This is a genomic window from Micromonospora sp. LOL_015 (assembly GCF_048060275.1).
Taxonomy (GTDB): domain Bacteria; phylum Actinomycetota; class Actinomycetes; order Mycobacteriales; family Micromonosporaceae; genus Micromonospora_E.
Window position 1 is genome coordinate 1 of record NZ_JBHMIO010000071.1, and the last position, 15,646, is coordinate 15,646.

A 15,646-nucleotide genomic window follows, 5' to 3' on the forward strand; every position below is an offset into this window, starting at 1 on the left:
GCCATCGACATCATCACAAACACTTGCTAACCATCCACCCGCCCTAACCGAGCGGCGTTGGTACTAGTCGAGAGTCCCGATCCCGACGAGCGCGCCCTATATCGGCGGATCATCCACGCGGCCAAGCAGCACAACCTCGTACCCGCTGGATTCCACCTCAAGCACACTGGCCGCGCCGCCGGGGATTTGATCATCCGCCTGTCCAACGACGAAGCCCCAGACGAGACGGACTGGAACCGGATTCGGCTCAACACCCGCCGCGTCACCACTGATCCTGACCTCGTGTTCGCCGCGTTGGACAAGAACCCGGCCGGGCTGGAGGTCACGACGGCATCCGTCCCCAGGGCGCTGAACCTGATCCGTGGCCTCGCCGCCGAGGCCCGCCGACGAGGCCACCGGGTCGGGGTGAACACCAAGACCAAGAACCCTCCGTTTACCTACAGATCGACAAGACCCGTCGAAGGGTCAGGCTGATTGAGGAGTACGACGAAGTCCCGCATGTCCCTACCGACGAGGAGGCCCGGAAGCTGCGGCGCAACCGGTGGCTGGTGCTTCCCAAGACCGACAGGGTGGCCTCCGGCCGTCTGCGGATGGAGATCGCCCGCGCCGGCTGGGACATGAAGGGCACCTGGACCGACGACAAACGCACCAAACTGGAGAAACGCCTCCCTCGGATCATCCGCGATGTCGAGGCCGGCATCGTCGCCGATGAGGAAGCGAAGCTGGCCGCCCAGCGAGCCCACGATGAGTACGTCGCCGAGCAGGAAAGGAAGCGGGCTGAGGAGCGCCGCCGCTGGCAGGCTGCCCTCGACGAGGCCCGCCCTCAGGCCGCCGAACTTCTCCGTGGGAAGGAGTTCCGGCGGGCCTACGAATCCTGGGTCTCCGCCAGCGAGATCCGCGCCTTCTGTGACGCCCTCGAACGAGCCGTGCTCGACGAACCAGCCGGCTCGGAGAACCGCACCCGATGGATTATGTGGGCACGATCCGCAGCCGATCGCCTCGATCCCACCTGCGGCGACCAGGCCCTCGCCAGCATCGATTTCGACATCGAGCCCGAGCCCGACGACTTACGGCCCTTCATCGGTGACTGGAACCCACACCAGCCTTACCGCGATTACCGCTCACAACGCGACCAGCAGGTCGCCGGCAACGCCCGGCTTCAGGCCGACACCTGGCACCACGGCATGCGCGGCAAGGCCGCGTGGTGGCGCAAGTAGCCGAAGGGCCGACTGGGCGCGCGGCGGTCCGCTGAGCCGAGCAGGGCATCGCTGTGGCTCGGGGCGCGGCCAGCCGGATATCGGTGAAGGTCTGCGGCGGTAGTTCGGTAGCCTGCTATCCGTGGCCAGTTCCGATCTCCGTGTGCGCTTCGCGCCTTCCCCGACGGGGATGTTCCACGTCGGCAATGCCCGGTCTGTCCTGTTCAACTGGGTGTTGGCCCGACAGTCGGGCGGGACGATGGTGCTGCGGATCGAGGACACGGACGCGGCGCGGAACCGTCCGGAGTGGGTCCAGGGCATCCTCGACGCGATGGAGTGGCTCGGCATCGGTCCGAGCGAGTACGAGGGCCCGCTGTTCCAGTCCGACTATGCCCAGCACCACCGCGAGGCCATTGACCGGCTGCTCGCCGCTGGGCGCGCGTACTACTGCGACTGCGCCCGGGATCAGGTCATTGCTCGGACGGGCAGCGAGCACAAGGGTTACGACGGCTTCTGCGGGGATCGTGGTCTGCCTGCTGGGGAAGGTCGCGCGTTGCGGTTCCGTACGCCGGACGACGGCTCGACCGTGATCGTCGACCTGGTGCGCGGCAAGCCAACCTTCGACAACGCACTGATCGAGGATTTCGTGATCGCCCGTGGCGACGGGTCGCCGGTGTTCCTGTTGGCGAACGTGGTCGATGACATGGTCATGGGCGTGACTCATGTGATCCGGGCTGAGGAGCACCTGCCGAACGCGCCGAAGCAGCAGTTGCTGTGGGAGGCGTTGGGTGCTGGGCCGCCGGTGTGGGTGCACGCACCGATCCTGGTCAACGAGAAGCGGCAGAAGCTGTCCAAGCGCCGGGACCGGGTCGCTCTGGAGGATTTCCGTGCCGAGGGCTATCTCGCCGAGGCGATGCGTAACTATCTGATGTTGCTCGGCTGGGCACCGTCGGGTGATCGGGAGATCCTGCCGTGGGATGACATCGTGGCGGAGTTCCGGCTGGAGGACGTCAACCCGTCGCCGGCGTTCTTCGATGTGAAGAAGCTCCGCGCCTTCAACGGGGACTACATCCGGGCGTTGTCGGTGGAGGCGTTCATCGAGGCATGCCAGCCGTGGCTGGCCGGTGGGTCCGTGCCGTGGCGGCCGGAGGCGTACGACGCCACCGCGTTCGCCGCTGTCGCCGAGTTGGCGCAGACCCGGATCGCGCTGCTGTCGGAGATCGTGCCGATGGTCGACTTTCTGTTTCTCGATGAGCCGGTCGCCGATGAGGCGGCGTGGGCGAAGGCGATGAAGGCCGATGCCCAGGCGCTGCTGGCTGCTGTGGTTGAGGCGTACGGGACGTGCGAGTGGCGGGCCGAGGTGCTCAAGTCGACGCTGGAAACCATCGGTGCTGAGCGGGGACTCAAGCTCGGTAAGGCGCAGGCGCCGGTCCGGGTCGCGGTGACCGGCCGCACCGTCGGGCTGCCGTTGTTCGAGTCGCTCGAGATCCTCGGACGTGAGCGAACCTTGGCTCGCCTGCGAGCCGCACTCGACCGCCTGAGCTGAGCCCTTTTCTGTGACCGGCGGATCGACCCCGCCGGTCACCCTGGTCGTCGATCGATCCGCTCCCCGAGTCTTTCCCGGATGACCTGTCTCCCTACCGGCGGCGGGTCGGAGCATGATTGGCGTACCTGATGAGTCTTGAGAAACTGCTGGCCGACCGGCTGGCGCAGGCGTTTGCGGCGGTGGCCGGCGGGCCGGTCGATCCGGTCGTGCGGCGGTCGCAGCACGCCGATTTCCAGTCCGACGCCGCTCTGCCCTTGGCTCGTCGGCTCGGCCGCCCACCACGGGACATCGCCACCGACGTCGTCGGCCGGGCGGAGTTGGCGGACCTCTGCTCGGTCGTCGAGGTGTCCGGTCCGGGGTTCATCAACCTGACGGTCGCCGACCCGGCCCTCGGCACACTGCTGTCGACGATGGCCGCCGACACCCGGCTCGGCGTCGCGCCCAGCACCAACCCGCAGACAGTGATCATCGACTACTCGGCACCGAACGTGGCCAAGGAGATGCACGTGGGGCATCTGCGGTCGACGGTGATCGGTGACGCCGCCGTACGGCTGCTGGAGTGGCTCGGGCACCGGGTGATCAAGGCCAACCACCTGGGCGACTGGGGCACCCCGTTCGGGATGCTGATCGAGCATCTGCTCGACCTGGGCGAGTCGGAGGCCGCCCACGAGTTGTCCGTCGGTGACCTGGACTCGTTCTACAAGGCGGCCAGGGTCAAGTTCGACGCCGACGACGCGTTCAAGCAACGGGCCCGGCTGCGGGTGGTCGCCCTGCAGAGCGGCGACGAGCAGACCCTGCGGCTGTGGCGGATGCTCGTCGCCGAGTCGGAGAAGTACTTCCTCACCGTCTACGACCAGCTCGGCGTCCTACTCACCGACAAGGACTTCTACGGCGAGAGCTACTACAACGACCTGCTCGCCTCGGTGACCGACGAACTGGACCGGCTCGGGCTGCTGCGCGACAGCGGCGACGCCGCCTGCGTCTTCCCCGACGGCTTCACGGGCCGCGACGGGCAACCGCTGCCGATCATCGTGCGTAAACGCGACGGCGGGTACGGCTACGGCGCCACCGACCTCGCGGCGATCCGCCACCGGACCCGTGACCTTGGCGCCACCCGGCTGCTCTACGTCGTGGGCCTACCGCAACGGCAACACTTCGAAATGGTGTACACGGTCGCCCGGCAGGCCGGCTGGCTGAGCCCGCCGGCCGTGGCCGAACACATCGGCTTCGGCTCGATCCTCGGCTCCGACGGCAAGATGCTGCGCAGCCGCGCCGGTGGCTCGATCAAACTCGTCGGACTGCTCGACGAGGCGGTGACCCGGGCCGCCGAACTGGCCCGGCAGAAGAACCCCGACCTGCCTGAGGCGGAAATCGCTGAGGTCGCCCGCGCGGTCGGCATCGGCGCCATCAAGTACGCCGACCTGTCCACCGACCGGATCAAGGACTACGTCTTCGACTGGCAGCGGATGCTGTCCCTTGACGGCAACACCGCCCCGTACCTGCAGTACGCCCACGCCCGGATCCGGTCCATCTTCCGCCGCGCCGGGATCGAGCAGCCCACCGCGACCCCGATCATGGTCGTGCACCCGGCCGAACACGCCCTCGCCCTCGAACTGGCCAACTTCGGCACCGTCGTCACCGGCGTCGAACAGACCCTGGAGTTCCACCGGCTCGCCGGCTACCTGCACACCCTCGCCGCCACCTTCAGCGGCTTCTACGAACACTGCCCGGTGCTGCGCGCCGAAGACGAGGTACGCGACAGCCGCCTCGCGCTGTGTGACCTCACCGCCCGTGTCCTGCGCCAGGGCCTGCACCTACTAGGCATCGCCACCCCGGACCGCATGTAGCTGATCGCGTCTCCTACGCCGCCCGGGCTCCCGGCGGACCGGTGGTCGGCTGTGTGTCGAATGGCGGTGCGAGGTCGCCGAAATTGGTGCCGAGAACCTCGTCGCTGATTCGGAAGACCTCGGGTGCCAGGGGCCCGACCCGGCCACCACCCGGCAGGCGGGCGGTGGCAAGGGTCGCGGTCAGCAGCCAGCCGCGCGGGGACGGGGTAACGACGAGAGTCCCGTCGGCTCCGCTCGGGTCGGAAACCAGTCGGTTGCCATCCCAGCGGACCGCCGCCTTCCGCGGTGCCTTCTTGTCGGCCCTTGTTGCGGCGCCGAAGATCGTGCAGGTGGCACCGGCGGCGAAGATCTCCGCCACCAACTGTTCGACAACGCTGGTGTCGGGCTCGATCCCGTCCCTCGCGAGGAGGTTGACCGCGTGCAGCAGGACTCGACGTGTGGAGGGCGCCGCCTCCATAGCGGAAGTGAGTCGAGCGTTGAGGTCGGTGGGGAGAAAGCCGCTGGCGGTGAGGATGCCATCGACGGAGAAGCCGCCCCGGTAGCCGAGACGTTCGCGTAGACCGGCCCCGATCCGTTCGGTCTGGGCGACGAGGTCGGCGGTGTCCCCGAGGGTGGGAACAGCACCAGCGCACAGGAAGCTCCCCTGCCCAGTTCGGGGAAGTGTCACGAGTTCCATGGGCGGGAACGGGATGACCCTGGTGGCGAGGGCCAGCCCGTGCAGGCGGAAAGGGACGCCTTCGAGCAGCGGCATCAGCCGGACTCGCCAGGCTCGGGGCTTGGCCGTGGGGATGGTTGCCGGTGGCGGACCGTCGCGCCACCACCAGATACCGTCGCCGCCGGCCGACGGACCGGCGCCGACGGGCTGGCAGGAGCAGACGACTCCGGTGCCTTGGTCGACGATCGCCCCCAGCGTGGCGAGATCAGCGGTGCCGTCGCTGATGACCGACGGTGCTCGGGGGAAACCCGCAACATCCCAGAGCGTGTCGACGACGGTCTTGTCTTCGAAGAGCCGCCACGCGGGCTGCCTGACCCCGATCCGTCTACGGACGCCGGCATGCGGCGGATCGAGCGGGTCGGGCAGGACGAGCGTTGCGGCGTTGTCGGGGTCGAAGGCGTCTGCCGGCCCGGCGAGCCAGCCGGAGCCGTCGAGCCCGCCGATGGCGTGGTGCTGCCAGGCGAGGTGGCTGGATGCGCCGGGCAGTGCGTGGCGGCGGGTCTCGGGTGGCGCGTCGTCCAGGGCGAGGGCGAGGCACCGGGCTGGGCCGAGCAGATCCTGCCAGGCTGCCGCGTCGTCGGCGCGTCCGCAGACAACGATGACCTTGCCGTCGGGTAGTAGCTGGTTGATCGGTAGTCCGGGCCTGGTCATCGGCGTCGCCGCCAAGGTCGGTCTGTTCGGTGCAGGATCAGGTTCGCTGGTGTCTCGTGGACCAGTTCGTAGGTGTCGGAGCCGAGATGGCGGTGGATGGTGCGGCGGTGCCGCTCGGGGTGGTCGTCGTCGAACTCGACGATGACGATGGCTGGCCGGTGACGGGTGTGGTCGAAGGAGTCCCAGACGTCGAGTTCGGTGCCTTCGACGTCGATGCTGAGCAGGTCGATCTGGTCGATGCACCACTGGCCGAGGAGGTCTTCCAAGGTGCGGCACGCGACGAGGATCTCTTGGTAGTCCGTACCGCGCCGTTGTAGACCGGACCAGGATGGTTTGTGGGCGTACAGGCCGAATGGCCAGAGGCCGGGGGTGGCGGATACGGCGCACGTGTCCACGGCGCAGCAGCGGCATCGGAGCCGTGGGTGGTTGCGGGGGTCGGCGTCCACGCAGAGTCCGCGCCAGCCGCGGTTTTCGAAGTAGAGGCTGTTGCTGCCGTGCACGCCGTCGCCAGCGCCGACGTCGACGAAGACGCCGTGCGTCGGGAGATGGTAGTGCTCGGCGAGCCAGCGGTCCTCGCCCCATTGGGAGTGGTACGGCGCGGGTTGGGTGTAGGGCAGCATGTCGTCACCCCCGCCACCGCTGGATCAGGTCCCGCTCGCGGGCGTGGTCGAGCCAGCGCTGTGACCAGCCGCGCCGCAGCGCCTGCCAGCCGAGGGCGTCGGTGATGCTGTCGGGAAGGGGCCGGAGGATGAGGCCGGCGTCGGTGGCGCGGCTGATGTTGACCGACATGAGCGCCAGTTCGGGGCTGCTGGCGGGTAGCCATAGTGGGATTTCGGTCCATGGCTGTAGGCGGTGGGTAAGGGCGAAGTCCTCGCCCACCCGGCAGGGGGTGACGGCGCGGCCGGCGCGGGTCAGGACCGTGTCCACCAGGGTCCGGGCGTCGGTTCGGGCACCGGCGACGTTGACGACGCCGGTGAGTTTATGGTCGACGGCGTCGCGCAGAAAGTGGGCGACGTCAGTGGCGTCGATGAGTTGGATGGCCTGTCGGTCATCCATCGGGACCAGGACGTCGCCGCCGCGCAGGGCGCGTTCCAGCCAGTAGGCGAGGCGATCGCTGTCGTCGTACCGGCCGATGACCAGGCCGAGGCGGGCGATCAGCAAGGGTCCGTTGATCCGGTCGAGGCGACGCCGGACGTATCGCTCACAGCGCAGTTTGCGGGTCGCGGATGCACGTACCGGGTGGGAGGCGTCAGCTGGGATCGTGGCTGCCCGTTCGGTCAGACCGTATCGACTGGGCGCTCTGCGATACACCCCGCAGGTGGAAAGCAAGGTGTATTGACCGACGTCGCCGAGCAGGGGCAGCACGGGGCTCAGGTCGTCGACGTCGCGGGCGCTGGTGTCGATGACCGCGTCCCACGGTTCGGCGAGGACGGCGGCGGCTTCGACGGTTGGCGCGCGTCGGTCGGTCAGGACGTGGCGGGCGATGCCGGCGAAGGGTGACGGGGAGCGGCCCCGGTAGAGCACGGTGACGTCGTCTCCGCGTCGGAGGCATTCCTCCACGATGTGCCGGCCGACGAATCGGGTGCCGCCGAGCACGAGGATCTTCATCGCGGCTCCCCGTTGCCAGGGTGGGCGGGGCTGTAGCCGAGCACGAGCAGTCGACGTAGGCGGCCGGAGGTGTTGGGTCCGCTGGCGTGGACCAGGGCGGCATCCCAGATCAACACCGAGCCGGGTTCGGCGACCAGGGTCAGGGCTGCCTCGTCGGGTGCGGCGGTGTCGGGTACGACGGGACCCTGGTTGTCGGTCGGGATCATCGTGATGGTGTGGCGGTGGCTGCCGGGCCAGACCCGCAGCGCACCGGCCGTTTCGGTGCAGGGGTCGAGGCAGACGGCGACGGTGAGCACTCGCGGGTAGCCGCGTGTCGCGTAGTAGGCGGCGTCGGTGTGCTTGCGGACCTCTTCACCGAGTACCGGAAGCGTCGCCCATCCGGCGGTGATGTCGACGGTCTGCTTGTACATGAGCTTGTTGTCCATCAGCTTCGGTGGCGCGCCGAGCAGGTCGGCGACGACACCACGCAACGCGAGGCTGTCCGCCATCGCCGTGGCGGCTGGGGACAGGTCGACCACCGGTTTGACCTTGAGGACGTACGGCACACCGCTGGCGAGACGCCACCAGGTGACGCGCGGGTCGAGCGTCCTGCTGGCGACCATCCGGGCAAGCCGGTCCCACAGGAGCGTGTCGGCCTCGGCGCGGAGCTTCTGGATAGTGGCGGGCGGGACCAGGTCCGGCAGGACGAGGTGACCGTGGGAGGCGAACCGGTCGATCTGCTGTGCGGAGACCGCCGGCGCGATCGGAGAGGTCATCAGGCGCCGCCTTTCGTGGCGATCGGGACGAGGAAGTCGCGGCTGGGTTTGGTCCAGTGCGGTGGGGTCTGCTCTGCCGGCATGGTGTGCGGGTAGGCGGTCCACTTCGCGAAGTGCCGGTCGAGGACCGCACGGCGGGCCGGGCCGATCGAGGTGCCGCTGTGGAAGAAGCTGAACCGGCCGCCCGGGCGGAGGCAGCGCATCGCGACGTGGGCGACGAACTCGGCGAAGTCGGAGTCGGCGTGTCCGTCAGGCGGCCAGGTGTCGTACATGATCGCGTCGAAGGCGTCGGTTGGCAGTGTCACCAGCTGCCACGGGTCGACGAGCACCCGCACCGGCACGTCGAAGGCGTCGACCACCCAGGTGCGCGACCTCTGGGTGAGGTTCGATCGCCGTGAACGAACCGACCTCACGCTCCAGGAGCTGGGTGGCGAACACGCCGAGGCCGAGCCCGACCTCCAACACGTTGGGGCGGGTGAACCCCTCGGTGAGGCGGGTGACGTGCTCGCGCATCAGGTCGGCCTCGGCGAAGAACATCACATACTGCGAGCCGATGCGTAGGCCTTCCGCGTCGATCACCGCAGACTGGGCGCGGAGAGCGGCGAGGTGCATCACGTGCGCATCGGACAGTGCCTTCGTGGTCATAGCGGGACTCCGTTGCGGAACCGGGCCAGCGGCTCGGCTGCGAGGAACCGTGAGGCGAAGGTGGCAGCCCCGGCGACGGCACGGCGCACCGCCTCTTCGATCTCGGCCACAGTCGCGGCGTCGACCTTGCGGTCCACTGAAACCAGGACGTGTGCCGGATCGTCGAGCTGGCCGCCGTTGCGGGCGGCGATGGTGACCTCGGCGTACACGGAGGTTTCGGCCAGCACCCGCTCGGCGGCCTCGGCAGCGAGCGCGGTGTAGATCTTGCCGGCGTGGTGAACCGGGTTCTTGCCGGCAGGCGCCTCGCCGCTTGCCGGGCGCAGCGGCTCAATGGCTCCGCTGTACCGGTTGCCTCGCCCGACCGCACCGCAGTCGCCCTTGCCCAGCGACGTGCCGAACGGCGCCAGGTAGCCGCGGCCCGGCACATCCTTCGTGTTGAGATGCAGCGACAGGCCGGTCACGGTCCGGGACCGGGGATCCTGGTCGAGCAGAGACTTCAACTCGGCGGAGACCGTACTTTGCGCCTCGGCGAGTGCTGTGCGGTATGTCGTCCAGGAGCCGACCAGTTCGGGATGGAACGGCACAGCGGCCGTGACCTCCAGCGCCGACCCGATCCGGACCACCATGACCTTCACATCGGTGCCGGCGCCCGGCACGACCTGCCGGAATCCCTCGCTGGTGAGCCGTCGTTCCAGCCGTATCGCAAGGTCGGCGGCGAGTCCGCGTCGGCCGGCGCCGACGCAGACGACGGTGTCGTTGGCGACGGACTCGGTCGCAAGCACGGCGTTGATGTCCAATGCCTCGTCCGGGCGGTAGAACCTCGGGTCATGGTCGACGGCGGTGCCGCGCGTGTTGTTGATGTGCAGGCGTAGGTGTTCGAGGATGCGGTAGTCGCCGAGTGCGGTCGGGAGGATGTCGAGGACGACTGCCCGGAAGATGTCCTCAATGGGCACCTGCGTGTCACCGACCTGATCGGTGATCTTGCCGAAGAGGTAGCAGTCGGCTGGCTTGAGGATGTCGAAGCCGCCGAAGCGGACGTCGGCTGCGGCACCGACGAGGTTGACCTTGTCGACCCAGTGGTTGGGGATGGCTCCGAACTCGCGCAGGCACCAGGATGAGTAGCGCTGGGAAAAGGCGTCGGCGACCAGGTCGGCGAGGCTGTCCGGGTGGCCGACGCCCTTGCGTTCGGCGACGTCGAACGGCTGGTCGTCCGGGTCGACGCAGGCGTGACGAATCGAGATCTGCATGGGGAACGCCCTTCGTGGTCAGCGGTCGTCCGAGTCGACGCCCGACTCGGGGCGGACCGGAGGATCGACGAGGTAGGACAGGCACTGCGACAGGACCAGCACCCGCTTGGCGGGGCACGGATCGTTGACGTCGGCAGGCCGGAAGGTGCCGTCGTAGAGATTCCCGTAGCCGGTAGGCACGGAAGCGCATCGGCGTACGTCACCGGTGACGGTGACCTTGAACGAGGTGACACCGGCGGTGCACGCCTGGCCTCGGAAGGAGAGCATGCCGTCGAGGTAGGGCCGGTTGAAGACGTACTCGCCGGAGTTGGCCAGCACCAATGCCTTCTGCTCGTCGGTGTAGCCCTCCGGGTAGCGGATGCCCTCGTGTACGCCCTTGAACACCTTGGCTCGGATGTGGTCCACGCCCAGCTCACGCAACCGATCCAGGTCGGCGGCGAACCGACCGAGCAGCGGCGGATACAGCACGTACAGGGCGGTCACGTCGAATCCGCCGCGCCGCAGGATCAGGTAGTTGCGGGCGTAGGCGTCGAGTTCCAGCCCGCGCAGCTCGCGTTCGGGCTGGTGGATCGCGGCGACGATCTTCGCCACCCGGCCGGCCGGGACACGGTCGGCGAATTCCGCGATGTCGTCGGAGGCGAGGTTGGTGTTGATGCTGATGAAGTGGTTGTCGGCCAGCCCTCGGCACAGTTCGACGAACCCGGGGAACATGAACGGCTCCCCACCGGACATGTGCACCAGGCACACCTTGCCCAGCTCGTCGAAGCGACGGACTACCAGGTCCGGGGTCGGCTCGTCTAGGTGCTTGCGGTTGAGCACGAAACGGATCTGCGGGTGGCAGTACTCGCAGAAGAAGTTGCAACGGTTCGTCAGGTGCCAGTCGAACTCCCAGTCCCATGGAGGCTTGGTCTGGGTCATCGCCGAAGTGCGCATCAGGTCCTCCGCTCGCCCGTCGAGGTGTTCACCCGCCGGCGCAGCCCTTCTCGGCGGTACGCCGGCGGGGACGCATCCAGCAGACCGCGAACCGGTACCGCCGAGGCAGGGGATGAACGCGTCAAGAGCGTCAACTTGCATTGGCCACAGCGGACACATGATCTGGCGGCTTCGCGGTACCGTCGGTTGACCCCTGCGGAGGAGCCGATGGGATCGCTACCCGACCGCACCAACCAAGCCCTCGCCGCGCACATGGCCGAAGCCGGCCTCACCCCGCGCACTCTCGCCCGGGAGATCAACCGGCTGTTCGGACCCGGCACCCTCGCCGAAACCGCGCCCTACCACTGGCGCGACGCCGGCGGCGTCCCACGCCCGCCACTACCGGCACTGACCGCCTACGTCATCTCCCGCCGCCTCGGCCGCATCGTGACCGCAGGGGACCTTTGGCACGGGCAGCCCGCCGCCGCAGATGGCACGCTGGTGATGGCGGCCAGCACCGGCATGAACGGATCGTGGAACCTCGCGAGCACCATGCTGGTCGCAGAGGACTGGCTGTTGGGAGGACTGGTGGACAGGCGAATGTTCCTCGCAGTCTCCGGGGCCGCCCTCGCCCAGGCAGTGAACATCTACCTCGACGTACACCTTCCGGCCGGCGGGACCACGCTCCCGACCGCGACACCGGACGATCCACTCGTCGAACAGATCGAAGCCAGCGTGCCGCGCCTGCAACTACTCGACGACGAGCGCGGCGGCGCGGCCGGCCTCGGCTACGTCGGTGCCCAGGTCCGCGCAGTCCTGCTCGTACTCCGCGACGGTGGCCACACCGACGTCACGAGCCGCCGGCTCCTGGTCGCCCTCGCCGACCTCGCTCAACTTGCTGGGTGGAAGGCGTTCGACGCCGGACAGCAAGGGCTTGCCCAGCGGTATTACTTCACCGGGCTGCGTGCCGCGCACGACGCCGGATACCGATCCATGGAAGCGCACATCCTCGCCGACCTGTCATTCCAGGCCGCCTCACTCGGCGACACCGACGACGGCCTGCGCCTCGGCAATGCCGCTCGCCGGATCTCCGACCGGTCCGCCGCGACCGTCCAGGCGTCCGTGCTGTCGCGCCTCGCGTACGCCCACGCCGCCGCCGGACGCGTCGACCAGTGCGAACGCACCTGGGCCGAGTCCCACGACCAGCTCGCGAAACGGCATCCCGACCGCGACCCAGAATGGATGTACTACCTCACCCCGAACCACCTCGACTGCCAGGCCGGCTACGCCATGATCCTCGCCGGACGACAAGTAGTAGCCAACGGCAGAGGAACCGACGGACGAGCCCTGCTCCGCAAAGGCGAAACGCTCCTACGCACCGGCGCCTACGCCCGCCGACCAGACGTCCCCTACCAGCGACGCGCCCTCTACGAAGGAGCCTGGCTCGCCCTCGGCTACACCGCCCACGGCAAACTCGACGACGCCTGCGCCGTAACCCGGATGGCCCTACCCCGGCTCGAACAGGTCCGCTAACCCCGCAGCACCGCCCTGCTCAGCACACTCGCGCAGGAACTCCGCCGACGGAAGCGAAACCACAGCGTCGCCGACCTGCTCCCCGACCTTGAGAACGCGCTCGCGCGCCAACCCGCCTGACACTACGGTCAAACGATGGCCCGCACCGATCTCGACGCCCTGGTCATCGGCGCCGGCGTCTCCGGCCTCACCACCGCCATCTGCCTCGCCGAAGCCGGACTACGGGTCAAGATCTGGGCAGCCGAGCCACCCGAGCAAACCACCTCCCACGCCGCCGGAGCGATGTGGGGTCCCTACCTCGTCGAACCCGTCGACCGGGTCCGCATCTGGAGCGCCCAGACACTGGAGGTCCTGCGACAGCTCGCCACAGACCCGACGACCGGCGTACGGCTCGTCTCCGGCATCGAGGCATCCCGCAAGCCCGCCGAACCGCCGGAGTGGGGCAACCAGCTCGACGGGTTCCGGATGTGCAAGCCGAGCGAACTACCGGACGGCTTCGCCACCGGCTGGCGATACACCGCGCCGCTGGTCGACATGCCGGTCTACCTCGGCTACCTGCGACAGCGGCTGGAGGCAGCTGGCGGCGAGATCGCGATTCGCCGCATCGACTCACTCGATGAGACCGTTGATGTTGCCCCAGTGATCGTCAACTGCTCCGGAATGGATGCACGTGACCTCGTGCCCGACCCGGAGCTAACCCCGATCCGCGGGCAGCTCGTCGTGGTCGAGAATCCCGGCATCACCGAGTTTTTCTCTGAAGACACCGCGCTCTCACCGGACCTGCTGCACTTCTACCCGCAGGGCGAGACCCTGGTCCTCGGCGGCACCGCTCAACCTGGCGACTGGAGCCGAGAACCAGATCCGGACATCGCCGCCGCGATCATCGCCCGCTGCGCCGAGGTCGAGCCTCGCCTGCGTAACGCCCAGGTCATCGAGCACAGAATCGGCCTCCGCCCTACCCGGCCGTACGTCCGTGTTGAGGAGCAACAGCTGTATGGGGCCCGCGTGATCCACAACTATGGCCACGGCGGAGCCGGCGTGACCGTCTCCTGGGGCTGCGCCTTCGGGATCGCACGTCAAATCTGATGGTCTGATACGAAGCTTGCTTCTGGGAGCCCCACCCGTTCACAACGGTCTCCGTCTGGCGGACGACCAAGTCGACGGCGGCATGCCCGTTGCCCGGCGGGTAGTCGGCGCGGGCCGGCAATCGGCGGATGTCGGACGCGGCTTGGCGCGCACCCGAACTACGACGAGGGACGCCGACGACCCCCCCGCGCACCGTCCGGAGATCGGTACCCAGGTCGCTAAGCCGTGAACGCTGTCGCTGACCGGCCGGCGTGAGGCGGAACCAGTACGTGTGACTTAACTGGACCAGGAAAAAAAACCTTGCTTTATCTGCTTTGCGTGTTCATTCATAGATGTTGCTGCAAGCCTCTTCGCGTGTACGCTGTAGTTACCTACAGCAAACCTGCTTGGAGGACTGAGCCTTGGCGCTGTCGTACAAGTACATGGCGGTGGGGAACGGGTTGCGAACGGATCATCCGATTCCGGATCTGCCGTTCGTCGACGACTCCCACCTGCCACTGGACGACCCGGACGCGATCGAAGCGATCGGCCGCAAGCCCGGCGTCAACGGAACCTGGGGCCGTACGGATCCGTGCAAGGACGGTGGCTGGGTCGCCTTCACGAACGACGTCATGCGACCGGATCTCGGCTGGGTGGTGCGATGGCACCCCGAGCACGGCCGGTCGGTGGTGCTCTATCGCAACGAGGACGTGGTGAGCGCGTACATGTCCTACGAGGACGAGGCGCTGCTGTTCCGCGCCGGCGGCTATTGGTGGGACGGCACGACGTGGTACCGGCCGTCGCAGGTGTTCGACCGGGCTCGGGAGATCTACGTCAACCGGCCGGTCCCGGCCGCGTTGACGATCAGTGCCGCCGACCTGCCACAGGGCGACCCCGACAAGGGCGCGGTGTGGGCGATCACTGATCTCGACCCCGACACGATGACGCCCGCCGCCTCGCGCCGCTGGCGTGACGACCTCGCGCTATGGGCGCTGCGGCACGGGTCAGGGCGGCACTTGGCAGGCTGCGTCGTGCACCTCACCGCTCCGGAACTTGCGGCGGACCAGCTCCTCGGCGTGGCCGAGCTGGCCGAGATCGCCGGGATCGGCGCCAGCACCCTGCGCGCCTACCAGACCCGAGGCGAGAGCGACGTGCCACTGGCGCAGGCGACCGTCGGTGGGCGCAGCATGTGGTCCCGACCGGTCGCCGAGGACTGGGCCGAAACCCGCCGCCGCTCCCGCGACGGCGTCGCCCGCACCATGGCCGACCGCGATCACGAGAACCTGTCGGTCGGTGTGGCCCGGCTGTGGGACTACTTCACCAACGCCTTTGCCATCGACCTATGGGACCGAGACCGAAACCGCAAGAGGTTCGCGCTGCGCTGGCGTACCAAGGCTGCGGTGCGCGACGTCGCTCACGACGTCGCCTGGACCGCTGTGGCCAGCCTCGACCGGATCGTCCCACTCGGCGATCTCGGAGCGACGATCCGCGCCGCCGTGTTGTTCGAGCTCGCCGACTGCCAGCGCACGGTGCGCAACGAGAAGGTGAGTTACCCGATCAATCATGCGATCGCCCGGATGCTCGACTGGTTGATCCAGCACAAGCCCGAGCAGGCCCGGGCTGTCGTCGCGGAGATCGTCGGCGAGGCCGAACGTGGGCTGGGTATTCCGCCCGAGGTTACCGGCTTCTCTCTGCGCCAGGCTCTCGCCCTGGACGGCAAACTGTCTGGCGAGAACGCCTACGCCGAGTTCCTTGACCTCGTCCTGCCACCGGACAACTGACCGGCGTAGACACGACGAACGGCAGCTCAACGCGCCGAGGCGGGCGCGGTCCGACGGGCGTCGCACGGCAGCCCTAGGCTAGGGCCAACGCCGCTCGGTTAGGGCGGGTGGATGGTTAGCAAGTGTTTGTGATGATGTCGATGGC

15 protein-coding genes are annotated in these 15,646 nt (G+C 68.3%); 8 read left to right on the forward strand and 7 right to left on the reverse strand.

All coding sequences use genetic code 11. From position 1 onward, the window contains the following. Positions 1–57 precede the first annotated feature (57 nt). The 4 genes from ACFHWU_RS27260 (at position 58) to argS (ending at position 4,589) form a co-directional block, all read left to right on the forward strand. Positions 58–474 carry a hypothetical protein gene (locus ACFHWU_RS27260; RefSeq protein ID WP_416592040.1) on the forward strand — a complete coding sequence of 139 codons (417 nt, stop codon included), beginning with the start codon at positions 58–60 and terminating at the stop codon, positions 472–474. A 116-nt stretch (positions 475–590) separates the two neighbouring features. After that, positions 591–1,217, forward strand: a complete 627-nt coding sequence (locus tag ACFHWU_RS27265) for a hypothetical protein (RefSeq protein WP_416592041.1) — start codon at positions 591–593, stop codon at positions 1,215–1,217. 121 nt (positions 1,218–1,338) lie between these two features. After that, positions 1,339–2,742, forward strand: coding sequence for a glutamate--tRNA ligase (gene gltX / locus ACFHWU_RS27270; RefSeq protein WP_416592042.1), 1,404 nt, complete (start codon positions 1,339–1,341; stop codon positions 2,740–2,742). A gap of 128 nt (positions 2,743–2,870) precedes the next feature. After that, on the forward strand, positions 2,871–4,589 hold the full coding sequence (argS, locus tag ACFHWU_RS27275) for an arginine--tRNA ligase (RefSeq protein ID WP_416592043.1): 1,719 nt from the start codon (positions 2,871–2,873) through the stop codon (positions 4,587–4,589). 13 nt (positions 4,590–4,602) lie between these two features. Here the strand turns inward: argS and ACFHWU_RS27280 are convergent, their stop codons facing one another. Genes ACFHWU_RS27280 through ACFHWU_RS27300 form a run of 5 tightly spaced genes read right to left on the reverse strand, consistent with a single transcriptional unit; the run spans position 4,603 to position 8,677 of the window. Further along, complete coding sequence (locus tag ACFHWU_RS27280) at positions 4,603–5,955, reverse strand: hypothetical protein (RefSeq protein ID WP_416592044.1); 1,353 nt, start codon at positions 5,953–5,955, stop codon at positions 4,603–4,605. Continuing rightward, a complete protein-coding gene (locus ACFHWU_RS27285; protein WP_416592045.1) occupies positions 5,952–6,575 on the reverse strand; it encodes an FkbM family methyltransferase in 624 nt (207 codons plus the stop codon). Before ACFHWU_RS27285 ends, ACFHWU_RS27280 begins: the two co-directional genes overlap by 4 nt. A 4-nt stretch (positions 6,576–6,579) precedes the next feature. After that, the gene (locus ACFHWU_RS27290; protein WP_416592046.1) at positions 6,580–7,563 is read right to left on the reverse strand and encodes an NAD-dependent epimerase/dehydratase family protein; all 984 of its coding nucleotides are present in this window, start codon (positions 7,561–7,563) and stop codon (positions 6,580–6,582) included. Beyond that, entirely contained in the window at positions 7,560–8,318 is a 759-nt protein-coding gene (locus ACFHWU_RS27295) for a phytanoyl-CoA dioxygenase family protein (RefSeq protein WP_416592047.1), read from the reverse strand. Before ACFHWU_RS27295 ends, ACFHWU_RS27290 begins: the two co-directional genes overlap by 4 nt. Further along, positions 8,318–8,677, reverse strand: coding sequence for a hypothetical protein (locus ACFHWU_RS27300; protein WP_416592048.1), 360 nt, complete (start codon positions 8,675–8,677; stop codon positions 8,318–8,320). Before ACFHWU_RS27300 ends, ACFHWU_RS27295 begins: the two co-directional genes overlap by 1 nt. Positions 8,678–8,681: 4 nt before the next feature. Here ACFHWU_RS27300 and ACFHWU_RS27305 point away from each other — a divergent pair, with 4 nt between their 5' ends. Then, positions 8,682–8,879 (forward strand): hypothetical protein, encoded by a 198-nt coding sequence (locus ACFHWU_RS27305; RefSeq protein WP_416592049.1) that lies wholly within the window; start codon positions 8,682–8,684, stop codon positions 8,877–8,879. A gap of 80 nt (positions 8,880–8,959) precedes the next feature. Here ACFHWU_RS27305 and ACFHWU_RS27310 read toward each other — a convergent pair whose 3' ends face one another. Beyond that, the gene (locus ACFHWU_RS27310) at positions 8,960–10,210 is read right to left on the reverse strand and encodes a methionine adenosyltransferase (protein ID WP_416592050.1); all 1,251 of its coding nucleotides are present in this window, start codon (positions 10,208–10,210) and stop codon (positions 8,960–8,962) included. 18 nt (positions 10,211–10,228) lie between these two features. Continuing rightward, positions 10,229–11,128 carry a radical SAM protein gene (locus ACFHWU_RS27315; protein ID WP_416592051.1) on the reverse strand — a complete coding sequence of 300 codons (900 nt, stop codon included), beginning with the start codon at positions 11,126–11,128 and terminating at the stop codon, positions 10,229–10,231. Between the two features lie 222 nt (positions 11,129–11,350). Between ACFHWU_RS27315 and ACFHWU_RS27320 the strand changes: the two genes are divergently transcribed. From ACFHWU_RS27320 to ACFHWU_RS27330, 3 genes are all read left to right on the forward strand, one after another. Next, a complete protein-coding gene (locus ACFHWU_RS27320) occupies positions 11,351–12,655 on the forward strand; it encodes a carph-isopro domain-containing protein (RefSeq protein WP_416592052.1) in 1,305 nt (434 codons plus the stop codon). Between the two features lie 135 nt (positions 12,656–12,790). Further along, positions 12,791–13,741, forward strand: a complete 951-nt coding sequence (locus ACFHWU_RS27325; protein WP_416592053.1) for an FAD-dependent oxidoreductase — start codon at positions 12,791–12,793, stop codon at positions 13,739–13,741. Positions 13,742–14,142: 401 nt separating this feature from the next. Beyond that, positions 14,143–15,501 (forward strand): hypothetical protein, encoded by a 1,359-nt coding sequence (locus tag ACFHWU_RS27330; protein ID WP_416592054.1) that lies wholly within the window; start codon positions 14,143–14,145, stop codon positions 15,499–15,501. Positions 15,502–15,646 lie beyond the last annotated feature (145 nt).